10 protein-coding genes are annotated in these 25,618 nt (G+C 37.2%); 5 read left to right on the forward strand and 5 right to left on the reverse strand.

Features of this window, described 5'->3' with window-relative positions:
* Window positions 1-172: 172 nt before the first annotated feature.
* Window positions 173-1,948, reverse strand: a complete 1,776-nt coding sequence (locus F6K40_RS24925; RefSeq protein ID WP_293139798.1) for an N-acetylmuramoyl-L-alanine amidase — start codon at window positions 1,946-1,948, stop codon at window positions 173-175.
* 621 nt (window positions 1,949-2,569) lie between these two features.
* Between F6K40_RS24925 and F6K40_RS24930 the strand changes: the two genes are divergently transcribed.
* Together F6K40_RS24930 and F6K40_RS24935 are read left to right on the forward strand one after the other, a co-directional pair.
* The gene (locus F6K40_RS24930) at window positions 2,570-3,022 is read left to right on the forward strand and encodes a hypothetical protein (protein ID WP_293139790.1); all 453 of its coding nucleotides are present in this window, start codon (window positions 2,570-2,572) and stop codon (window positions 3,020-3,022) included.
* Window positions 3,023-3,147: 125 nt separating this feature from the next.
* Window positions 3,148-6,387: an NACHT domain-containing protein gene (locus tag F6K40_RS24935; RefSeq protein ID WP_293139799.1), complete on the forward strand. Its 3,240-nt coding sequence runs from the start codon at window positions 3,148-3,150 to the stop codon at window positions 6,385-6,387.
* Between the two features lie 12 nt (window positions 6,388-6,399).
* On the opposite strand, the gene dnaK is transcribed toward F6K40_RS24935, so the two are convergent.
* From dnaK to F6K40_RS24950, 3 genes are all read right to left on the reverse strand, one after another.
* Window positions 6,400-7,986, reverse strand: a complete 1,587-nt coding sequence (dnaK, locus tag F6K40_RS24940) for a molecular chaperone DnaK (protein ID WP_293139791.1) — start codon at window positions 7,984-7,986, stop codon at window positions 6,400-6,402.
* A gap of 143 nt (window positions 7,987-8,129) precedes the next feature.
* Window positions 8,130-15,434 (reverse strand): amino acid adenylation domain-containing protein, encoded by a 7,305-nt coding sequence (locus F6K40_RS24945; RefSeq protein WP_293139792.1) that lies wholly within the window; start codon window positions 15,432-15,434, stop codon window positions 8,130-8,132.
* A 178-nt stretch (window positions 15,435-15,612) separates the two neighbouring features.
* On the reverse strand, window positions 15,613-17,310 hold the full coding sequence (locus tag F6K40_RS24950; RefSeq protein WP_293139793.1) for a potassium channel family protein: 1,698 nt from the start codon (window positions 17,308-17,310) through the stop codon (window positions 15,613-15,615).
* A 924-nt stretch (window positions 17,311-18,234) separates the two neighbouring features.
* Between F6K40_RS24950 and thiL the strand changes: the two genes are divergently transcribed.
* Complete coding sequence (gene thiL, locus F6K40_RS24955; RefSeq protein WP_293139794.1) at window positions 18,235-19,260, forward strand: thiamine-phosphate kinase; 1,026 nt, start codon at window positions 18,235-18,237, stop codon at window positions 19,258-19,260.
* A gap of 456 nt (window positions 19,261-19,716) precedes the next feature.
* Here thiL and F6K40_RS24960 read toward each other — a convergent pair whose 3' ends face one another.
* On the reverse strand, window positions 19,717-20,736 hold the full coding sequence (locus F6K40_RS24960) for a type I glyceraldehyde-3-phosphate dehydrogenase (RefSeq protein ID WP_293139795.1): 1,020 nt from the start codon (window positions 20,734-20,736) through the stop codon (window positions 19,717-19,719).
* Window positions 20,737-22,336: 1,600 nt separating this feature from the next.
* On the opposite strand from F6K40_RS24960, the gene murC reads away from it, so the two are divergent.
* Together murC and murB are read left to right on the forward strand one after the other, a co-directional pair.
* Window positions 22,337-24,076, forward strand: a complete 1,740-nt coding sequence (gene murC / locus F6K40_RS24965) for a UDP-N-acetylmuramate--L-alanine ligase (RefSeq protein WP_293139796.1) — start codon at window positions 22,337-22,339, stop codon at window positions 24,074-24,076.
* 77 nt (window positions 24,077-24,153) lie between these two features.
* Window positions 24,154-25,119 (forward strand): UDP-N-acetylmuramate dehydrogenase, encoded by a 966-nt coding sequence (gene murB, locus F6K40_RS24970; RefSeq protein WP_293139797.1) that lies wholly within the window; start codon window positions 24,154-24,156, stop codon window positions 25,117-25,119.
* Window positions 25,120-25,618: the final 499 nt, after the last annotated feature.

Here is a 25,618-nt window from a genome sequence, read left to right on the forward strand (position 1 = left end):
AGATTAAGTTTTAGATCCCCCCTGCCCCCCTTAAAAAGGGGGGAGTCTTCAAAGTCCCCCTTTTCAAGGGGGATTTAGGGGGATCGTAACTGTACCTCATCTTTATGAGAAATGCTATATACTAGGAATTTGCTGTATTAATAACTGGCAAATACCTAATTGCTATTTCAATTTACTCAGAACTTTTTACCCACTCCACAATTCCATCTGCTAATGCTTTTGCTAACTTCTGTTGTTCTTGAGAATTCATAATCCATTCAAACTCATAAGGATTAATCATAAACCCTAATTCCAACAATACAGAAGGAGCGATCGCCGGACGAGTTAAAGCTAAATTATTCCAAAATACTCCATAAGAAGGTCGGTCTAATTTTTCCACTAAATAATTATGTAAAAATACTGCCAAACTATGAGCTTGAGCATGATACCAAAAAGTACCAATTCCCTGAGTTTTTAGAGCATCTCCATAATCAGGTAAAGCATTATAATGAACAGAAAGTGCTAAATCTGGCACTTGTTGATTAATCATTTCTACACGGTCTTTAGGATATAAATCCTCCTCTGCTTTCCGTGTCATATACACCGAAGCTCCCCGCTTAATTAACTCATTTTCTAATAGCTTTGACAAAATTAATGTCACATCTTTTTCAGGATAACCAGTCGGACCTCTTGCTCCTAAATCATTCTCACTTCCATGTCCGGCATCAATTAAAATTTTCATTCCAGTTAAAGGTTTATATGCAGAACTAATTCCACTTTTTACTGCCGGAGGATGCCGTAAAGTTAACAGCAAAGTTGTACCAACATATTGTAATTTATAACCCCATTGTTGGTCTGTTTTTAAATAAAATTTATATTGAACTGCCTGTTCATTTTCCACTGTTGAAGTTAGAATTGGTTGCCAGTCTAATCGCTCAATTAACGGGTCATCATCTAGCCAAATAGTATCAGTTTGAGCAGTGGTATTATGCAGAGTTAAAGTTAAATAGCGATCGCCCTGTTCGACTGTTATTGGCACCGGAACTTGCAAAGGAAATCTGATTTCTGTTGCACCTTGAACCTGACGAGAGAGCGCACTCCGAATTACCGAACGGGGTGGTGCTGCATCTGTAAATATCCTGGTTTCACTTGCTTTTATCCAACCCCCATAGTCAAGTCGTAAATAGTCTCCTTCTTTGCCTGTAATCAAAGCTTTAGTACCTTTTGGCAAGGGAGTCAAGCGGGAATAAGTGGTACTCGGTCCGGTTCTCGCGATTCCCTCTTCTACTGTCACCTCTGCTACCTCAAATGTAGTCGGAGAAAGAATAGTTACTTTTCCCGGTGCTTTTTGAGTCACCGTTTTACCTCTGAAACTTAGTTTAAACTCAGGTTGACCTAACTCTCCTGGTGTTTCTGCTTTCGCACAACCTTGATAATATTCTCCCGCAGAAGGAACAGGTTGATTATCTCCTGTTAATACTGCCAAATTTCCTGGTAAATTTACTACTTGAGACTGAGACAGTAAAGGAATAGTTTGGGCAGCTAATGAAACAGAAATATTAGCATTTGGAGGAGCGATCGCCTGAAAACAAATTAGTTCTCCTGGCATTCTGGCAATATCTTTTGTCGGAGTCAAAGAGTCTTTACCAAAAGCTATTCCTATTGGTACAGGTGGTTGATTTGAATTGCGTGTTATTTTTAAAATAATCTCTTCATTTTGATGGCGGACAGTAAATATATTTTCCCCTATTTGTAATGGAAAACTAGGGGCAAAATGACCTGATTTACTACGCTCATTAATTCGTTTTCCATTAACAGTAACTTCCGCTTCTGGAGAAGCTGTACCAATTAAGAAAATTCGGTCTGAAGTAGTTTTATGATTGCGTGACGGATAGGTAATAAATAGAGATTCTTGTTTTGACTCCGAGTCCTGTTGAAGTTGATTATTATCTTCATTATTTTGTGACATTGCATCGTGTGACATTGCATTAGGGGGAATGGTAGTTATTACTCCTAAAAATATCATTAATCCTAAAGTTGATGAGCTAATAATTTTGCTAAATACTTTAGGATTTATTGCTTTTTTTGTAGCCATTAGCAGTGAATTAAAATTGTCCATCTTACTTTTTTCTTTTTTTCTCCTTATCCTATATTAATGTACATTATATTTATGTAGATTAATAGATACCAAATGGATTCTGTAAAGCCCATTTGGTATCTATAATTTGTTACTTTTAGGGTTTAGTGGTTGCGATAGAACTCCGTTCCGCTTACGCGAACGCCTCAACTGAGATGTCCCAAACCTCAACTGAGGGGTTTTAAACTTTAACCGATAGGTTGGGGCAAATATAACGAAGCTGTCACCAGGGGCAATCTACAAATGAAAGTCTGTCTATGTAGAGGTTTCAGAGCTTGAAAAATCTAAGATTTTGACTGATTTGATAAGTTTTTCTTATTTTTAAAATATAGAATTATAATATTTCTGGAACGCTGCTTATAATAGTTGAGGCTTGAATTTGGGGGTGATTTTAAAAAGTCCTGCTAGAATGTAGACTAATCTTTTTTACCAATCCAAGGGAGGAAAATCATTATGGAACCTGCAACTATTATTGTCACAGCCTTAGCGATAGGAGCTGTAACAGGAATGAAGTCTTTGGTAGAACAAGCTGTAAAAGATGGTTATCAAAGTTTGAAGAATCTTATCAAAACTAAATATCCTGATGTAGGAGTTGACAGACTCGAAAAAAAGCCGGAGTCTAAAACACAGCAAGCTGCTGTTGAAGAGGAAATAGCTGATTTAGGGGTAGATAAAGATACAGAAATTCTTAAAAAAGCTGAATTTCTCCTGGATACGGCTAAAAATCTACCAGCAGAAAATGTTCTAGTTATTGGTGTCGATTTAGAAAAAATTGAAGCAGCTGCTCTGAAGATAAAAGATATTATTGCAACAGGGACAGGAGTTAAGGTTAGAGAGGGCAAATTCCAAGGCGAAATCGACATAGAGCAAGTTCGAGCAGGGCAAGAAAACACCCCAAAGACATAAAGGGAGAAGGAGCAAAAGAGCAACAGCATAGTTCTGTACACTTTCAAGAAGTCTCTGCAGAAACTATTGGAGTTCATGTTGGAGATGTTTACTCTATACCTTCTCCCAAACGCGCTTTAATTTTCATAAGTGCCGATTTTAATGAATTTAAACGAGAGATACAGATACTTGAGGAAACATTAGACAAACTTGGAGAACTATATGGCGGTATAGAATATTTTAGTAGCCATCATAGTCAGTTGCTTCAAGAGCGTAGAGAAAAGATACAGGAATCTGTGCTCTATATAGGTTTATTTGGTGATAATTGTGGCTTGATTGATAGAGAGACTCAGAAACCATTTATAGAGTTGGAATATGAGTTAGCAAAAGCTCAAAATATTCCATGTCTTGTCTATTTCAAGCAATCTCAATTATCTCCTCAACAGACAGAAACTACGAACTTAAATTATGAGGCATTTAAGAATGGGGTTATAGACAATAGCGTTGTTAATTTTTTTGAAAATATTGATAGACTTGAGCAAACATTTGTCAGTGATTTTATTCAAGTTATGCGAGAATTGTTGTTTGATAAAATAGACATCAACCAGCACAATTCGTTTTCTCTAGATAGTTTACATTTATTATGTCGAGCCTCCATTAATCAGCAAATAAGGTCAGTTGCTAGAGATAAATATATTCCTGACATTTATCTGGAACGTGGAGAAGAAAAGGAAATTGAGTCATTTGTAAATTTTGACCAAACTTTTCTTGATCGAGTCGATAAAATTATTGACGATTTAATTCAAATTTCCAAGAATTATCGCTTGCGAGAGGAAGCCTATTACTATTTACCAAAGGCTAAGACAGCTATTAGAAATAGTCAATCTTCGGAACAGTATTATCGAATTACTAATTATCTAAAGAAAGCGTTTTTTTTTGATGAAACAGAAAGTATATTTAGTTTAATAAATTATACGATACGTTTGCCAAGAATAAATACAGAATTTTATTCTCAGTGTAATACAACTATATCACTTTTAAAAGAACTTCCTTTTATTAGTAGTGAAGCTCTATCAGAATTGCCAGAAAATTTATTCCAATTATGTCGAAAAGTTTTAGTCGCAGATAAAACGGATATTCAAAAAAAAGTAGAAGAAATATGCCTTAATATTTTTCCATCGAAAATTTATGCTTATGCGGGTGGTCTTCCTATTAAGTGGAAGTTTGCCAATGATTTAATTAAAGAAATCAATAATCTTGTGGAAATTCAAGCTCAAAAATGTGTTGTTTTAGTTGCTAATGCAGGATATGGAAAGACAAACCTTCTTTGTCATTTAGCAAATAACTTAAGTAAAAAATCTCCAGTTGTTTTATTGAGTGGACAAATGGAAATCACAGATAAGTATGATGTTGAATATTACATACAACGACAATTAGAGTCATTATTACCTGGAAATTTTGACAACTGGATGAATCGGATTAAACAAATATTGGATAATCCAAGTCGTCAGTATTTATTTATTTTGATAGATGGCATAAATGAGAATAGTAATTTGCCTTTGTTTGTTCGCTCACTTAGAGATTTTATTATCCAGCTTGAAGATAAGAGAATTAAGCTAATTCTTAGTTGTAGAAACATTTTTTGGGATTTATTTTATGCTACACTTAAACCTTCGCTTTTTCAAACTAAAACAATTGAACTAAATGAATTTAATGAGCAGGAAATTAATCAAGCAATTCGATTGTACTTTAAACGATTCAATATTCAATCTAGCTTTGATGCCAGCAATCTCTTATCTTTACGGAATCCTTTACTTTTACGTTTCTTTTGTGAAGCATATCGAGACTATCAGTTTGATAAAGTCAGTAATCTTGAACTATTCTCGGTATTTAACTTATATTTAGAACGTGTAGAAGCCAAAATTATTCAGCAGTTTGGTCTTCTTAGAACTGAACAAATTATTGGTTTTCTAACCAAACTTGGTCATCAAATGTGGTTGAAGAGAAAAACTAGCCTAAATCTTTCTGAGTTAGAAATAACATCTGAAGAAGCAAACAAAAGTACATCTTTATATAACTTAATTCGCTCTGAGAATTTAATCTTTGAAGAAAGTTTACAATTTTCGGTGACTCAAAGAAACGTGCGCTTCCTTTATGACGAATTTATGGAGTATATCATTGCACAAAGTTGGTTAGAACAGCTTGCGCTATCTCAAGAATTGGAAACAAAAATTGAACTTCTTCTACAAGAAGTAGCCAGTATATTAAGTAGTTTTTCTCCTAGTTTTGGAGCAATTCTTTTTCTAGATAAAATGCTGAAGCGAAATGGAGAATTGGTTAATAGGATAATTTCTCTGCTCGCTACCTCAGAAGAAGAGTTTTTTGCTTCAAGACAAATTGCTATGCTTCAAGCTTTTGAAAGGATTGATATTAATAACATTGGTGATGAGTTAATAATTGCTTTAGATAAGTTTGAAAGAATTGCCAGAGATGAAAATAAGGAAAGGTTAGCACCTATAATCGTGCAAGTATTACGTCATCATCCTAATCATCCTTTAACAAGAGAGATGATTAGCAGAATGTTAGAAATTGATAATACTCAGACTCTATTTTCAGAAGATGATAAAAAAGAGCTAGAAAATTCTATAGAGGAAGGGGAGTCAAGTGAAAATAAAACACCTGAAGATAAGACTCTGCGTCTTCCTCCTGGGCGTTATCATTACAAAGAAGAAATGAAATTAAATGCAATTAGTATTCTTGTCGAGTCGAAAAATAATCAAGATTTTACACTAATAGAAGAAGGTATTAACAGTCTTGGAAAGATGGAGCTTCACAGTGCTTTAACTGCACTGACTTCTTTAGATTTAGCAGATGATGAATTGCTATACAAGATGCTATCAAAATACTCTGATGCTTATCTTTCAGAATATCGCATTTATTGTGCCTGGTTATTAAGAAATCGTTATGGTAAACAGCCAGCCGAATATCTAACCACTTTATTAATGGATAAAGAAACTAGAGTTCACCGCTACACATTGAGTCTTTTTGAAAAACGGAGGATTGAAAAGGAACTAATTATTTCTCTACTTGCAGTTATTTCCCAAGTTTCAACAATAAAATCTTGGCATCTAATTAATCTTATTAAAATTTTAGGCAAAAGGAATCAATTTTATTCCCAAGATATTACTCAGTCTCATGGAAAATTAATCGTATCTACTTTAATGAATCTATGTAGTTATTCACAGGCATCTGTCCGATTAGAAGCTTATAAATCTATAATGCAATATGATGAATTTATCGAAGAAAAATTTATTATTAGTGCTATGGAAAAAGATAAGGATATTTACGTTCGTAGATTAGCTGCAAACCTAAAACTTGAGAATTAAATTTTTATAAATTCACTTTAATTGCATTTTTTTAATTGAAGCTGCATTTCTATCTAAAATATTAGACATAACTTCAATTTCATCCTTAGACATTCTAAGCTCAACTGAGATGCTCTGCTCTTTTCCCGTGCCTTTATCTTTAGCTGTTACATTGAGGATTCCATTAGCATCGATGTCAAAGGTAACCTCAATCTGGGGAATGCCTCGAGGAGCAGAAAAAATTCTATCTAAAATGAATCGACCTAGCGTTCGATTGTCAATGGCTAACTCTCCTTCACCTTCAAGAATATGAATCTCTACAGAAGTTTGTCCATCCAATAAAGTTGAGAAGACCTCTGATTTTTTTGTTGGAATAGTTGTATTCCTTGGTATTATTCTATTTACAACGCCTCCTTGTGCTTCGATACCCAGAGAATGAGGTGTAGTATCAAGTAGAAGTACATCTTTCACCTTTCCACCTAAGACACCAGCTTGAATTGCCGCACCCAAAGCTACTGCCTCATCTGGATTTACAGAACTGCTCGGTTGAGTGTTGAAGACTCTTTGGATAATTTCAGATACTTTTTTCATTCGAGTTGCTCCCCCAACGAGAACAACTTTATCTATCTCTGATGAGGAAAGTTTCGCATCTTTCAGAGCCTGTTCAGATGGAGGAATAAGTCTTTCAAATAATTCTTCGCAAATTTCCTCAAATTTTGTACGTGTTAAAATTAATTCTAAATTGATAAATTCCTCATCTTTTTTAATAAGATAGGGAATGTTTATTTGTGTTTGCGAGACACCTGAAAGCTCACATTTAGCTTGTTTAGCAACTTCTGCTATTCGCTGTAGAGCTAGCACATTATTGGAGAGATTGACCCCATATTCTAATTTAATTTCCTCAAGAATCCAATCAATAATTGCGTTATCAAAATCATCTCCGCCAAGAAATCCATCTCCTTTATGAGCCAAGACTTCAAAAACTCCATCCCCTACTTCTAAAATGTTAATATCAAATGTGCCACCACCAAGATCGAAGACAATAATATTTTCAACGTCTTCATTATCTTCTCTATTTCGATCCAAACCATAAGCTAGCGAGGCAGCAGTTGGCTCATTGATAATTCGTAAAACCTCAAGTCCTGCAATTTCTCCTGCATCTACAGTTGCTTGACGTTGGCGATCGCTAAAATAAGCTGGCACAGTAATAACTGCTTGAGTTACCACTTCACCTAAATATGCTTCTGCTGAAGCCTTTAAATATTGGAGAATCATGGCAGAAATAACCAGGGGACTATAATCAACACCATGACATCTAACCATGGCGAAATTATTTCTACCGAGAACTACATCAAAGGGGACAGTCGGTACAATATCCATAACCTCGTTGTAGCGTCTGCCCATAAATCTTTTTATACCTGCAATAGTATTTTTAGGGTCAGTAGTCAGTGCTTTAGCAGCATTTTCTCCAACTATATAATTCCCGTTTTCTAGAATCCGCACAACTGAGGGAGTAATACGATTTCCCAATAAGTTAGGAATGATAGTAGGCTTCTCTCCCTCCATCACAGCTACCAAAGAATTTGTTGTGCCAAGGTCAATACCAATGATTTTTGCCATTTGGTAATCTTGTAGAAATAGTGATTTGTTGAATTTGATCAACTTATTATTATAGCACTACGCAAATAGGTTAGGACATTTATAAATGCTCAAACTCACTCAGAAATTACTTTTGAATTTTGAATTTTGACTTGCGCGTAGTGCTATAGTTCACTTTTCCATGCTTTAGCTAGACAAAATTTCAGTTTTTCAGCTAATACCTTAACATGAGGTTCTCTCAACATAGTGATATGACTTCCAGGAACCACATCAACCTCTACAGGTTGACTAGAAAGGTGATTCCAGCCCCAAGTTTGGTCCCTGGTAATTTCGCCCAGCATTTCCAGCGCTTCCTCATAAACTTCGCTAGTGCGGAACAGAGTAATCCGACCTTGATAGCCGCCTTGTGGAACATAATTCAGAAAAGCAAGTTCGTCAGCTTTAAGGGTTTGAACTATGCCTCGCACTCGCTCAATTGCCGAATCAGGTGGCAACAAGTTGAAGTTTTCCATCTGTTGTTTCAGATACTTTAATTGAGCTTCGGCAGTAAGAGGTTTGAGTATTTCATAGGAAATATTTAGCTTTTCTCCAGATAACGTTTCTAGGATATAAGCAATATTGGTCAGCCATCGGGTATCATCCCAATCTAACTTTTTTGGGTAGCTCTCAGGAAGTCGAGCTGGAAGGTCTAATATGGCTAGGAGGGCGACAGTTTCTCCCTGTTGTTGTAGCTGTTGTGCTATCTCAAAGGCAACCAGAGATCCAAAGGAGTGACCGCTAAGGTAGTAGGGGCCAGAGGATTGAACGGTTTGGATAGCCTTGAGGTAATAGGCAGCAATTTCTGCAACAGACCTGAATGGTTCCGACACCCCATCTAAAGATGGAGGTTGCAAGGCGTAAAAGGGTTGATCATTGCCTAAATGACGAGATAGTTGGTGAAAGTGGACGACATTGCCACCGCTTCCTGGCATACAGAAGAATGGTGGCTTCTCTCCTTGGGGTTGAATGGCAACTAAGGAAGACCAAGATTGAGTATCGGTTTTTTGGTGCAGTAGAATTGCTAATTGTTCTACGGTGGCTCCTTGGAATAGGGCAGCTAAAGATAGATTTTTGCCAAATTGTTGCTCAATTTTAGCCATGAGACGCACCGCTAAGATGGAATATCCGCCTAAGTCAAAGAAGCGATCGCGGATTCCGATCGGAGAAATGCCGAGAACTTCTGACCAAATTAGGGCTAGTTGTAGTTCAAGGGAGTCGCGAGGAGCAACAAAACTGGTTTCATTGGCGAGACTAGAAGCATAGGGGGTGGGTAAGGCGCGGCGATCGACTTTTCCATTCGGAGTGAGCGGTAAAGTTTCTAATACGACAAAAGCTGATGGCACCATATAATCTGGTAGCTTTGTCTTGAGGAAAGAACGCAATTTGTTGATGCTAGGAACAGTTGATTCAGCAACAATATAAGCCACTAAACGTTTATCTCCTGGGTTGTCCTCACGGGCAATTACTACCGCTTCTTTGACTCCGGGATATTCTGCTAAGATCGCTTCTATTTCTCCGAGTTCAATGCGGAAACCGCGAATTTTTACTTGGTTGTCAATTCGTCCAATATATTCGATCTTGCCATCGGGTAGATAACGGGCTAAATCACCAGTTTTGTAGAGTCGCGAATCCGCTTCCTGGCTAAAAGGATTAGGGATAAATTTTTCTGATGTGAGTTCTTTTCGATTGAGATAGCCTCGTGCTAAACCTGCACCACCGATATGCAGTTCTCCGGGAATGCCAATAGGAACTGGTTGGAGATGTTTGTCTAGGATGTAGATTTGTGTGTTGGCAATGGGATAACCAATAGGTACAATTGACAATTGAGTTTCAGGTTGACAATGCCAGTAGGTGACATCAATTGCTGCTTCAGTGGGACCGTAAAGATTGTGTAATTCAGCCTTCAGACGATTAAAAAACCTTTCTTGGAGAGCAAGAGGTAAAGCTTCCCCACTACAAAATACTTGTCTCAAACTGCTACAGGATTGAATATCGGGGTTTTCCAGAAAAATCTGAAGCATAGATGGGACAAAATGAATGGTAGTAATTTGTTGTTCATTAATCAGCTTAACCAAATAGTTAGGGTCTTTTTGACCTTCTGGTTTAGCGATCGCTAAACGCGCACCCATATTTAACGTCCACCAAAATTCCCACCCGGAAACATCAAAACTAAAGGGGGTTTTTTGTAAGACGCGATCGCTTGCGGTTAATTGGTATTCATCTTGCATCCACAGAATTCGATTAACCAACCCTTTATGGGTATTCATTGTTCCTTTAGGTTTTCCAGTTGAACCAGAAGTATAAATAATATAAATTAAATTCTCTGGCGTTACTCCAGGAGTCGGATTTTCTTGACTTTCTGCTGCAATTGCATTCCAATCTGAATCTAAACTTAGGACACGTCCTTGATACTCAGGTAAGGTCGCTTGTAGATGATTTTGAGTCAGTAAAATTGGAACTTGAGAGTTATCGAGCATATAGGCAATGCGCTTAGTGGGATAAGTTGGGTCAATCGGAACATAAGCACCACCGGCTTTGAGAATCCCCAATAATCCCACTACCATTTCCAGGGAACGCTCGACACAAATTCCCACTAAAGTTTCTGGTTTGACGCCAAATCGTTGCAAATAATGTGCTAATTGATTCGCTCGACAATTTAACTGATGATAAGTTAATTTTTGCTCTTCAAATACTACTGCCACAGCATCCGGTGTCCGTTCTACCTGTGCCTCAAATAAATGATGAATGCACTTATCCTGGGGATAATCAACAGTCGTATCATTCCACTCCACTAATAACTGATGACGTTCAGTTTCAGTCAAAAACGGCAATTGAGCAATGGAAGTTTCCGGATGAGCAACAATTCCTTCTAATAAAGTCATCAAATGTCCGATCGCTCGTTCAATAGTTGCAGCATCAAACAAATCGGTATTGTACTCGATCGCCCCACTCATTCCATCTAGTCGTTCCTCTAAATTAAAAGTGAGGTCAAACTTTGATCTGCCCGAATCTACCTCGAACTGGCTGACTTTCCATCCTAACTTATCCTCAGTTAAAGGTGGTTGAAAAACAAACAATACTTGAAAAAGGGGATTTTGGCTGACGTGGCGATCGGGATGAACAGCATTGACAACCTGCTCAAAGGGTACATCTTGATTTGCGTAAGCGGATAAGACCGCATTTCGGACTCGCTTTAACAATTCTCGGAAATTAGGATTACCACTCAGATCGCTACGCAACACTAAAGTATTCAAAAAGTCTCCCATGACTCCTTGTAACTCCGAACGATTGCGTTGGGAGGTGACAGTACCAATGACAATATCTTCTTGAGACGAATAGCGATAAAGCAGAACCTTGATGGCTGCTGCTAGGGTCATAAATAAGGTGACACCTTCTTTGTGACTAATGGTTTTGAGCTTTGCGGTTAAATCTTTTGAGAGTGTGAAACAAAGCCGCGAACCGGCAAACGTGGTTTGTGGGGTGTGGGGACGATCGCTCGGAAGTTGCAGTTTGGGTAAATTTTCCAGTTGTTTCTCCCAGTAGACAAGCTGATTGGAAATAATTTCTCCCTGTAACCACTGTCGCTGCCAAACCGCAAAGTCTGCATATTGGATGGTTAACTCTGCTAGAGGTGAGGGTAAGTCTTGACAAAATGCCGTATAAACAGTTTCCAATTCGGGCAAAAATATGTTGGTCAGAGATTCGCCATCTAGCAGAGTATGATGCACGGCTAAGTAGAGTCGATAATTTGTTTCTGCAAGCTGAATCAGAGTTGCTCGCAGCAAGGGACCTCGGACTAGCTCAAAAGGAGTACGAAGTTGTTCGGTGGCAATTCGCAACGCTTCTGTTTCTCCTTCTGTTTTCGGCAAAGAGCGCAAATCAACGACGGGTAAAGTCAAAGCTGATGGCGGATGAATCTCCTGAACTGGTTGCCCGTTGACAACTCTAAATGTAGTCCGCAGAATTTCGTGACGGCGGATCAGTTCTGTCAAACTTTTTGATAATGCCTGAATATTAATATCCCCACCGAAATCAATGGTAAAAGTTTCGTTGTAGATCGGTTCCGAAGGAGCTAATTGGGTGATAAACCACAATTGTTCTTGACCAAAAGATAAAGGAATAGTTTGCTCTCGTGAAATGGGTTCCAGGGATAGCAAAGGATTCGATCGCTCTTCTTTAGCTACCTGGGTAACAATTTTGGCTAACTCTCCTACTGTAGGATACTTGAATAAAGAATTTAGCGATAATTCTACCTGGAAGCGATCGCGCACTACCCCAATGATTTTAGTAGCCAACAAGGAATCTCCGCCTAATTCAATAAAAAAGTTATTGTGAATTCCAATAGGAGAAACACCCAGAATCTCTGACCAAATTTGAGCTACCTGCAGTTCTACCCAATTCCGGGGGGCAACAAAGCTGGTTTCACGAACTAAACTTGAAGTATCAGGGGCAGGTAGAGCCTTGCGATCAACTTTCCCGCTTGGTGTTAAGGGAAAAGCTTCTAGAATTATAAACGTTCTGGGCACCATGTAGTCTGGTAACTTTTCCTTAAGAAACCGACGCAGTTGAGCTGAAGTCGGGATTTGCCCCTCATTTGCACAAACATAAGCAACTAAGCGCTTATCTCCTGGTTGGTCTTCTCGGACAATTACCGCAGTCTTTCGCAGGTTGGGGTGTTGGGCGAGTATTACTTCAATTTCTCCGAGTTCGATGCGGAAACCTCGAATTTTTACTTGATTATCTATACGTCCGAGAAACTCTAGATTTCCATCCGGTAAGTAACGAGCTAAATCCCCTGTTTTATATAATTTTGACTTTTGAATTTTGACTCTCTTGCAAAGTTGCTCTACTTGGGGAGACCCCAAGAACGCACTTTGCGCTTTTGAATTATCAAAGGGGTTAGGGATAAACTTTTGCTCTGTCAAGTCAGGACGGTTAAGATAGCCTCGGGCTAGGCTAACTCCCCCGATGTACAACTCACCAGGAATTCCCACAGGTACAGGTTGTGCAAATTGATCTAAGATGTAAATCTGAATGTTAGCAATGGGACGACCAATAGGTGGTAGTGTTGACCAAGTGTCAGTAGAACCGGTTAAGGTAAATGCTGTAACTACATGAGTTTCTGATGGCCCGTATTGATTATGAAGGGAACAATCTTTTAGTTGCGAGAAAAAGTGGGCGATCGCTGGAGTTATTTGCAACTGTTCCCCTGCTGTTATTACTTCCCGCAAACTGGTAGGAATCAATCCCCTGGTTTGAGCAGTCTCTGCTAACTGCTGTAAAGCAACGAAAGGAAGAAACAGTCTTTCCACTTGTTTTGCTCTTAACAAATGTAGTAAAGCAACAGGATCTAGTCGTACTTCTTCTGAGATTAATACCAAAGTTCCACCCCCACAGCAGGTTGAAAATATTTCCTGAAAAGAGACATCAAAGCTAATTGGTACAAATTGCAGGGTTTTTGCTCTGGTTGAAATTCTTGTATTTGACTCTTGCCACAAAATTAGATTGCTCAAAGCAAGGTGCTTCATTCCTACACCTTTAGGTTTACCCGTGGAACCGGAAGTATAGATTACATAAGCCAAGTTTTTCTCAGAAGTAGTACAATTGGGATTTAAGTCACTTTTTTGACTAACTAAATTCCAGTCAGTATCTAAACAAATAATTTGCGCTTGATTTTCCGGTAATCCAGTTACCAAATTTTTTTGAGTTAATAGCACTGAAACTTGAGAGTTTTCTAGCATATAAGCGATGCGCTCAATTGGATAAGTTGGATCGAGAGGAACATAAGCACCACCCGCTTTCAGAATCCCCAATAATCCCACAATCATCTCCAGAGAACGTTCAACACAAATCCCTACTAAAGATTCTGGTTTAATCCCCAACTTTTGTAAATAATGAGCTAATTGATTCGCCCGACTATTCAATTCTCGATAAGTCAACTCTTCCCCTTCAAACACCACTGCCACTGCATCGGGTGTTTTTTCCACCTGTTCCTCAAATAACTGATGAATGCACTTATCCTGGGGATATTCAACCTGAGTATTATTCCACTCAATTAATAACTGATGAAGTTCAGATTCAGTCAACAACGGTAATTCAAAAATCGGTGTTTCTGGACTAGCTACAATTCCCTCTAACAAGGTCAAATAATGCCTCGCCATTCGGTCTATAGTTTCAGGATAAAATAAATCGCTATTATAATTCCATCGAACATTTAACTCATTACCTACTTCAATAAATTCTACAAAAATGTCATAGAGAGCGCCACGTTGTTCTCCCAACAAATAAGGCTCAATTTGAAGTAATTCCTCTGGAAAATCTGTCTCATACCATCCTAATTTTTGCCAATTAAACATCACAGAAGAAACCAGATTATGACGGCAATTACTTTTCTGTTTCAACTGCTTCACAAATTGACTCAAAGGATAATTAAAACCTTCATTTTTGAGAGCTTCGTCAACCGTCTGAGCGACTTGTATCAGCAATTCCTTAAAAGTAGTATTCCCGTCAAGATTCCCCCGCACAATAACTAAACTTGCTAAATTCCCCGCTACATCTTTAAACTCTTTTTTACCCTGTCGATTTTCTGTGGAAATATTAACAATAATATCTTCCTGATTTGTGTAGCGATATAACAAGACATAAAAAGCACTCAAGGCAATTTTAAAAAGACTAATACTATCAAACTCTAGTTTTTTGAGACACGATACCAATTCTTCATTGAGCTTTAATTCATGGGAATCTTGCCGATAAGTAACTACACTGGAGCGCGGTATATCTGTTGGTAAATCTAAAATTGGTAACTCGCCCGCCAATTGTTTTTCCCAATATTGCCGAAGCTTTTCTCCTGAAGGTGAATTCAGCATTTCTGATTCCCAATTGACAAAATCGGTATAAACTAAAGGTTCTTTAACTGGAATTCCTGCATATAATTTCTGGAATTCTTTTAACAATAAATCTTTGGTAAAACTATCACTAGCAATCTGGTGAATCGTAAAAAATTGAACCCATTCCGTTGCGGAAAACTGAAACAAATATAATCTGATAATGGGGTCTTTTTCTAAATCATATAAAATATGTGCACGGGCTAAAATTTCTTGCTTTAACTCTTCTTCACTCCAATCCTTAGCATAAATCACCTGCATCGGAACATTCATTTTCCGATGCACAACTTGCACGGGTTTGCCCTCTTGATCCGTTCCATAAGTGCTTCTTAAAATGGCATGACGTTCTACGATTTTTTGCCATGTTGCTTTCCAGACTTTTATGTCTAAATACGAATTAATTTTTACCGCATTATAATCATTGTAAGTGGTATTGTTAGGGGCAATTTGGTCGATAAACCATAACCCTTTCTGCCCCTCTGACATAGGATAAATATAACGAATTTCTGGATTTTCAATTAAATCTTTTTTTTGAACATAATTCATTATTTTAATCCCAAATTTTATTACTATTTTTTTGTAGTAATATAAGCATTAAACTCAAAATAGAATCAAGCTTCAAGAATCAAGCTCCCAGACTTTTCTACAGTTGAAAATTATTTTCTATTGTTTAACTTTAATGTTAATTACCCCATAAATAAAATAAATTTTTGGGGTTTTATATCTATTCAACTACATTACTTATTAGTTGTACGGGCGTATTTCTCCAAAGTTGATCTAGTCTATTCGCTGGCATCGTTAAATACAAGACATCACCAGAATTCAAAGTCCTAGTAAGCAAATCCCAACCATGGATTTCTTTACCGTTGCTTTCTATATACAAGGGTACAAAGTCAGCAGTGTGAGCAACGTCTTGAGTAACTTTGCCACAGAAAGGATGTCCTGGTGTAATTAAAGTTGCTAATGCCACCCACAAACTATCTGCCGTAATTCCATTGCCGAGAATTCTACCGCCGATCGCTGCTGCCGCAAAAGCAGGAGCTGCTAATTCTGTCGGACTAAGTACAGACTCAAATTCAAACACTTGTTGCACCATTAAAGCTAAGTGCGGATCTTGATTTCTCACTATAACTGGTATTTTCGGTACAAGACCTTTTGCACTTAGAGCAATTTCTAAGTTAACAATATCATTACCAGTTACAGCTAATAGAGCTTCAGCTTTTTCAATATTGGCAACTTCTAAGGTCGTAGATAAACTGGCATCTCCCTCTATCACAGGAATTTTCATCGACCTGGCAGTATTGAGAAATCGACAGTTAGGATTACGCTCTATTACTACCACTTCATAACCACTAGCAACAAGTTGTTGGGCAATATGTATCCCAATTCCACCAAACCCACAGATAATATAATGATGCCGCAGAGGAATACGAGCAGCATCCCAATACTCTTGGAAGCGAGTACCTAATACAAAATCATTCAGGAGTGCATAGCAAATACCTACGATCGCTGTACCCACAAGCATCATTATCGAAGTAAATACTTTGATACTACCTGGTGCTTGTTCTGCTATTTTTTCATTTCCCCCTGCTCCTGTAATCATACCCACAGTAAAGTACAGAGAATCAACGAAACTATTATTCAGATTAATACTAATATAAGTAATAGTACAAACTAAAACAGTTACTAGAAGAGCTAGGTTAAGGATTACTGCTGATTTACTATGTCGTTGAAATTGTCTGAGTCTGGCAAATATTTTGAATAAGTTGTTAATTAAATTTTGTCTGCGAGTTCGGACACTAGGTTTGCTAGCAATAATTATCCGATCGCCTACCTTTAACTCTCGCCCTTTTACTACTGCAGAGACTAGATCGATTGGATCTGCTACTGGTATATAGTAAATTAACATCAGATCGCGATCATCCCAAAGCGAACTTAGCTTACGACCTGCCCAAGGATGATCCCGATCAATCAATTCTTCGTGCATTGGCCAGGTCTGGTTGTACAGACTTAGCTGACCAATAGCATGATTTCCTAGTGCTGCAAAAGCAAACACTGGAGCTGCTAAAGCTGACACACTCATGGTTGTGTGGTCAGTCAGGGTATGATCTAAGCGATCGCCCAAACTTGTGTTAAACAGGCGATTAATAATCCGAATTTTAGGATTCAAAATCCTTGCTAACATTAAAGCAGACAAATTAACAGACTCATCTTTCCCTGTTAAAACCAGAGTATGAGCACTTTGAATGCCTGCTGCTAATAAAGTAGATGCTGAACGAAAGTTGCCAATAATAATTTCTGAACCCTCTCCTTGGAGTGGGCGGTCACTAATGCCAACAACTGTTGCACCCTGCTGTCTTAATAGACGAAATATTTTGTAGCCGGTACGACCCAAGCCACAAACTATGATTCTAGGTTTCATAGATCGGAAAAATTATTAAATTAATGTTAAGAAGTCGTCTTTTACTTTCTACTGTAAACTATCATTTATTATTTAGATTGAAAAAAATGTAGCTTACTACACGATTTATTCCTATATATTTGTCTAAATTTTTGCTAATCACTCTATTTTTCTTTAACTTTTATTATTTTTTTTAATTTGAAATTTAATTTTTATTAATTTTCCAATAAAAGTATAATTTTGACTAACATTAACTATAGTTAGTCAAAAAATTTGTCTAGATTTTGGCGATTGCTTAAAATAACGATTCTCTTAATTTCTACTCTAACAAAAAAGTAAATAAATATGCAAAAGTAACGTTTATTTTTTAGAGAGTAAAAAAAACATTTTAATTATTCCATTTTTGCCAAAGTATCATGTATAATTTTAGTCTAAAATTATACACCAGTATCTACCATAGATCAATTTTCAACTGAGGGTTATTTCAGTTATCAGTTATCACTACCTCCTATTGAAACATTGGGATTAAAATAGGGAAATTGATTTTTCTGTTGGTCAATTGAATATGGTGTTTCGCTGCTGCCTATTATACCTCTCGCAAAATCCTAAATCAAATCCATTATTATTCATAAATTATCAATTACTTCTGTCTATTCCCTTCATACCTATTCCCTATTTTTGAGAAAATTATTATAGCAGTCGAATATTGGGCGCGGACATTTATAAATTATGAAACCCTTTGACAGTTTACTATTCCCTAGCGCTAGGCGCTATAATTTTTGTTTTTTAGCGATCCCGAAATGCTACAGAACACTATTGCTCTGTGTTATGCCTCTCCAAAAATTACAAATAATCAATTATTATCTATAAATCATCAAATACTTCTGCCTATTCCCTCCATACCTATTTCCTATTTTTCATAAATATTAATTTAGATAAATTTTCATGCTCAAAGTTAAAGATATTAGCGAACAAGGGCTTTTAAAAATATTGCACAATTTTTGCCCAGGAGATATTATTGGAGATGATGCTGCAATTTTGCTGACTCAATCCAATAAATCATTAGTAGTGACAACTGATACACTGGTTGATCGAGTACATTTCAGCGATCGCACCACCTCCCCCGAAGATGTAGGTTGGCGTAGTGCTGCTGCTAACTTATCCGATATCGCAGCAATGGGAGCTTTTCCCATAGGAATTACAATCGCTCTTGGTTTGACTGGCGATACACCCGTTACTTGGGTTGAACAACTCTACAAAGGAATTTACGACTGCTTACAACCATATAATACCCCTATAGTTGGTGGAGATATTGTGCGATCGCCAGTTTCTACTATCTCAATTACTGCTTTTGGACAAGTTGAACCGAACCATACCATTTTTCGTTCAAATTGTCAACCAAATAATGCGATCGTTGCCACTGGAGTCCATGGAGCATCAAGAGCAGGGTTAGAATTATTACTTCATCCAGAGTTAGTTGAATCTCTCACAGAAGAAGAACGCTCTACCCTGATTTTGGCTCACCAAAGACCCCGCCCAAGGCTTGACATTTTAAACACTTTATGGGAATGCTTATCTTTAAATAATTTTAGTGGTACAGAGGACAGCAAAAATTCTATCTTGGTAGGAGGAATGGATAGTAGTGATGGGCTAGCAGATGCAATTATTCAGATTTGTCAAGCATCTCAAATAGGGGCCAGGATAGAACGTAATCAAATTCCTATTCCTCACTCCTTGACTAAATTTGTCTCACCTGAACAAGCATTAAACTGGGCACTATATGGAGGAGAAGATTTCGAGCTAGTTTTGTGCCTCCCACTAATTTGTGGCCAAGAATTAGTCAAAAAAATTGGAGTCGGTGCAGCCATAGTGGGTACAACCACAGACAACACCGACATCTTATTAATAGATAGCCAAGGAATCTACCCAAATGAGCAACTTAAACTTAGCCAAGGATTTCAACATTTTTGAAAAAGTTTTTTATTTTACTCCTGCATTAACCTAAACCTGATAACGGCTATCTTAAATTGGAGTTTTTTCTTTTATTCTTAGGGTTTGTCATCAATTAGAAGTTAAACGCTTTGTCAGTCAAGGTTTTTAGCGTATGAGGTATTTCTTGACCTAGCATCCCAAAACTCTTGCCATGTATCTTTTTCAGATTTAATTGATGATACGCTCTAGGACTTACATACATGAAACCCCGCCTGTAGCATAAATTGTTGTTTTTAACAATAGACATCTACGAAAAAACTAGGTTGATCAGTTTGCCTCTTTCAGCAATTAACAATTAACAATTAACAATTAATAATTACCTCTCCCTTTTAGCTATAGGATAGACCCTCAAGGAAAAAATTTTCTTTTCTTCCGCTTTCAAGGGGAGGCTTTTAACCTAAACTATTTAATTATTAATTATTAATTATTAATTATTTAAGCAGCCCACTTCTGTGCTACAACTTCAGCCAAGTCTACAACACGCTGACTGTAACCCCACTCATTATCATACCAAGCAATAACTTTTACCATATCGCCATCCATCACCATTGTCAGACTAGCATCAACAATTGAAGAACAATCATGGCCACGATAGTCAATAGAAACTAAAGGCAGATCGTTGTATTCAATGATGCCCTTCATTGGTCCATTAGCAGCTGCCTCTATAACTTCATTTACCTGTTCAGTAAAGGTCTTTCTCTCAACTTGAGCCACTAAGTCTACAACCGAAACGTTAGGAGTAGGAACACGCATCGCTATACCATTTAATTTACCTTTCATTTCTGGAATTACTAGAGCCACTGCTTTAGCTGCACCTGTAGAAGTTGGCACAATATTTACCGCTGCAGCTCTAGCTCGTCGTAGATCTCTGTGGCTAGCATCCAAAATACGTTGGTCGCCAGTATAACTATGAGTTGTGGTCATTGTGCCTTTGATGATGCCAAAGTTTTCATGTATAACCTTGACAACAGGAGCTAGGCAGTTAGTTGTGCAGCTAGCATTACTAATAACGTTGTAATCTTCATGCTTATAATCCTCGTGATTAACACCTACCACAAAAGTACCAACTTGTCCACCCTTACCAGGAGCAGTAATTAAAACCTTTTTAGCTCCAGCTTGTAAATGCTTTGAAGCTCCTTCCTCAGTCACAAATACACCTGTAGACTCAATAATTAAGTCAACACCCAAATCTCCCCATGGTAAATTTAAAGGATTACGGTCAGAAACACATTTAATTGTTTTGCCATTGACTGTAAGAGAATTTTCATCGGCACTAATATCTACACCTTTTAAAGTACCTAACATTGAATCGTACCTTAGTAGATGACCATTGGTTTTGGGGTCAGAAGTATCGTTGATAGCTACAAGATCGAGTTGGCTATCTGTACGAGTCAGCAAGCAACGTAAAAAATTCCGTCCAATACGTCCAAAACCATTTATGGCAACTCTAATCACTTTTTACCTCCTAAATAATAGCTTGTAAAATTGAATTTTTTAGACAGTTCCACACACTGATCAAAAAGTTTCAGTATGAATTTTTCGGTAAATCTATCCCTTTAAGTGGATATATTCCGAATTAATCTATCAAGTACCCGTGCTATTCCTGGGTTACTTATTGATAGTTTTAGATATTTATTTCACATTTAAACTCTGCCATACCTTGATTCCACATACCTTACTTTTAAAGAAGTGATATGAATTTCAGCCAGAAGAGCTTAAAAGAAAACTAACCTTGAGGATTATCATACAACAAAATGGTAATTTGATAATTTTTTTGTAGGTTAATTATGATCCCAAGTAATTTATTAAACCAAATATGGGGCGAATTTTATGTTCTGTTTTAATATAGCGCTACGCAAATACTACCTTAGGACATCCCTCTGCTCCCTATTATTCCCTGTTCCCTTATAGCAGTCGAAGCAAAAGTTAGGACGTATAAAAAGCCCAAAACTCAGACAAAGCAAGATTTTTTCTTCTGCCTTCTGCCCTCTGCTTTCTGCCTTTTGCCTTTTGCTATACAACCCAAATTATTGTCAAACACCAAAATACGTAGTGCTATAGATATTGTACAAAGCTTCACCCCATGAGCTTTCGATCTTGTAGGGAGGTTCTATGATACCTGCCAACGGCCTTTCTTGGATCTCGAAATATAGTCCGTCCTACGAATTAATTTATGACTTATGACTTATTAATTATGACTTATGTACAAATCCCATATCTGACTTCAGCTATACTTACCATCTTATTCTTATACCAATTCAGTTTAAGGATGTCACAAATAGTTTCAAACTTTAAATGTCAAATAATTGCCTGAAACTGTAGGGAAGTGTCAAAGTTTTTAGCCTATCAAATCTGGCATTCTTAATTCTAAATTCTAAATTCTGAATTCAGTGAAACTATATTAATTGATCTGATTGGGTATGATAAACATTGGTTTTTTTGCCCAAAGATCCTGAAACTTTTGCAGTGTCAGACTTGATAATTAGGGCTTGCTGAAAAAATATCAAAGCATTTACAGATAAAGCTTTTAGCCTTTTTGGGTCTGGAAAAAGTACTAGGTTTTTAGCTCGGTAGTGCTCCTCAAGTTAGGATGAAAGGGGTGACAAGGGCCGAAAAATCACTCAAGCTATACTTTCAACCACTTTCTCTATAAATCCCATTTCTTCTGACTTTTCACTATTCCCTATTCCCTATTCCCTATTCCCTACCTCAGCAAAAAGACTTTCCTTGCAGCAAACCCTAATTAATAAGATTTATTTAAAAATGCTTGCTTCATAAGGTTTATAGCATTTTTATGCAAAACAGCCATAAACATTTGTGATTTTGCCAAAAAATCCTGATGATTAATCCTCGATTTGTTTTTGAGATATGTCCGGAAAAATACTGGCCAGTGGGTAAAGATTTGATAGAAAACAAACTAATCACGAGAAATAAAAACTATTCACTAACTTAACCAGTGTTTTTGCTAAATTATTGCTAAACTCTATCTAAAAAAAAAAATTCCTGGTATGATATCGCGTGTTAAGAGTGCGGTGTGGTGTGTAAGGAGAAATTAATGAGTAAATATGTTGATTTAAGTGGTAAGCCATTTCATTTTATTGGTATTGGCGGTATCGGAATGTCAGCTCTTGCTTATATTTTAGCTAAACGCAAGTTGCCTATTTATGGCTCGGATCTCAAATCTAGCCACATAACAAAGCGTTTAGAAGCAATAGGAGCGCATATATTTTGGCATCAAGAAGCCAAAAATTTAGAGTTATTTCAACAAGCTATTGAAGAAGAAAATTTATCTCTGTCAAACAATTCCAATTTAAATTTATCCCCTACCGATCTACCTATAAATAAAGGAGAAGTAACGACAAAAAAACACAATGTTAGATTGGAAAATCACGAAGGAATTTCTGGCGTTCCTAATTTTGGGTATGATTTGTATTTGTTGGCAATTGCTAAACTATTGAATAACAAATATTTGAGATTATTAAGTTTTTATTTTCATACCTTGATTGAGCAACGCCGAATTTCTCAACTACCACAAGTAGTTTGTTCAACAGCAATTAATACAACAAACTCTGAGTATAAAGCAGCCGTTGAACTTGGATGTCCAATTTTCCATCGCTCGGATTTATTGGCGGCTCTAATTCAGGATTATCAAAGCATAGCTGTAGCTGGAACTCATGGGAAAACTACAACTAGCAGTTTAATTGGGTTTATGCTTCTAGAGGCTGGTTTAGATCCTACTATTGTTATTGGTGGGGAAGTAGACGCCTGGGAAGGTAACGCTCGTTTGGGTAAAAGTTCTTATCTAGTGGCAGAAGCAGATGAATCAGATGGCTCTTTAGTTAAATTATCTGCCCACATAGGTGTAGTTACTAATATTGAGTTAGACCATCCAGACCATTATGAAAGTCTAGAACAAGTTGTCGAAATTTTCCAAGAGTTTAAAGGAAACTGTCAGAATCTAGTGGGTTGTATTGACTGTTTGACTGTTAAAGATCGACTTCAGCCATCCATTAGTTACAGCATTAATCCCGAAAGTGAGGCTGATTATACAGTAGATTGTGTAGATTATCAATCTAATCTTACCTTAGCTCGTGTTTGGGAACGAGGCCAACTGTTGGGAAAATTAGAGTTGGGGTTATTGGGTAAACATAACTTGAGTAATGCTTTGGCGGCAGTGGCAGTAGGCAGGTTATTAGATTTAAAATTTTCTGCTATTACCTCGGCGATCGCTAAGTTTGAAGGTGCTCATCGTCGGTTTGAACATCGGGGAGAATGTAACGGTATTGTTTTTATTGATGACTATGCTCATCATCCTAGTGAAATTAATGCAACTCTGGCTGCCGCTCGCTTACGGAAAAGTCAGGAATTAACTCCCAAGTCTCATACATCTACAACAAATTTACCCCTCATTAAACCAAATAACTTATTGCCAATAGAAAGAGTTATTGCTATATTTCAACCTCATCGTTATAGTCGTACTCAGGCTTTTATTTCCGAGTTTGCTCAATCATTTAATGACGCTGATGTGGTAATTGTTACTGATATTTACAGTGCCGGAGAATCATCTGATGGTCAAATTAATGGCCAACAAGTGGCTAAAGAAATTTCGAGTTATCATCAACAGGTTCACTATCAATCGTCTTTAGACTCAGTAAGTAAATTTTTGCATCAAGTTCTCAAACCAGGGGATCTGGCAATATTTCTGAGTGCAGGCAACTTAAATCAGATTATTCCAGAACTCATGGCACATTATCAACAATCTCACTACCAGGTTCTGTCTAGTGAAATAGCTTAATGAGGAACATGATGTTGAGTTAACTAACTTCAAAACAAACTCTTTAAATTACGATAATTCAAGTATCAGTTATTACCATGACTCTTTCTTATCACATAGCTAGTTCAGCTCGAAGGCCACAGTATAAACCTATTCCTTTATTAGGTACAGATTGTGTAATTAGGTCTAATGTTCCTCTGGCACCTATAACTTCTTTCCGAGTGGGAGGGCCTGCTGAATGGTATGTTACACCAAAAAGATTAGATCAACTACAAGCAAGTTTTCAGTTTGCTAACTCTGAAGGGTTACCAATAACTCTTTTAGGAGCAGGTTCTAATATGTTAATCAGCGATAGTGGTTTATCTGGATTAGTTATTGGCAGCCGTCATCTTCGTCATATTTCCTTTGAACAAGAAACAGGTCTTCTAACTGTGGGTGCTGGTGAATTATTACCACGTCTTGCTTGGAAGGCAGCTAGAATGGGTTGGCAAGGTTTAGAGTGGGCTGTTGGTATTCCAGGCACTGTTGGTGGTGCTGTGGTAATGAATGCTGGGGCACAAGGTAAATGTATGGCTGATATATTGGTGAATGCCCATGTTATGTTGCCTAATGGCCAGATAGATATTTTGTCCGCTCAAGATTTGGAATACAGTTATCGTTATTCTAAGCTACAAGGTAAATCTATTTTGGTGGCTCAAGCTACTTTTCAGTTACAACCAGGAGAAAAGCCAGCCATAGTAACAGCTATAACTTCTGAAAATTTTCACAAGCGAAGAAGTACCCAACCTTATCACTTACCTAGCTGTGGTAGTGTTTTTCGGAATCCTGGACCAAAACCTGCAGGTTGGTTAATTGAACAAGCTGGACTGAAAGGCTATCAAATAGGTATGGCCCAGGTTGCTCACCGCCATGCAAATTTTATTCTTAACTGTGGGGGTGCTACAGCTAACGAAATTTTACAACTGATTTATCATGTTCAAGAACAGGTGGAAAAGCAGTGGTCTTTGTTATTAAAACCAGAGGTAAAAGTCATGGGAGATTTTTCAGAAGTGGCAAGTTTATAATTACAATAAACGATAGCTTGTGTTTGATAATATTTGCATAATTTAGGGGTATAAATAAACTATAGAGAATCTATGAATTATCATTGTACATAAGATTTTTCTGCCAATGACTTAGATCCCCAACCAAAAATAAATTACCATTGGTTTTTTATTGGTTAAAGTACCTAAAATTAGCAGCAGTTTCAGATTCCCCACCTTCTGGAACGATTAATTAGCAGATTTAAGCAAGTTGAAAGGCTATAAATAGTTTTATTGTTTGAGAAAATCTTGAATAAATTAGGACTTTCATTAATGGATAATGGATAATTACCTCTCCCTAAAAGGGAGAGGATTGACGAAAAGGAAAAGATTTATTTTTTTCCCCTTGAAAGGAGAGGCTTTAAACTTGAATTATCTAATTATTTAATTATTTAATTATTAATTATTCCGGTAAATGTCAATTTATTAATTATAATTAAGTGCTAAAAGTCTATATGCAGTGTTATGATTCTTATGATAG

The sequence above is a fragment of the Okeania sp. SIO3I5 genome (genome assembly GCF_010672085.1).
GTDB lineage: Bacteria > Cyanobacteriota > Cyanobacteriia > Cyanobacteriales > Microcoleaceae > Trichodesmium.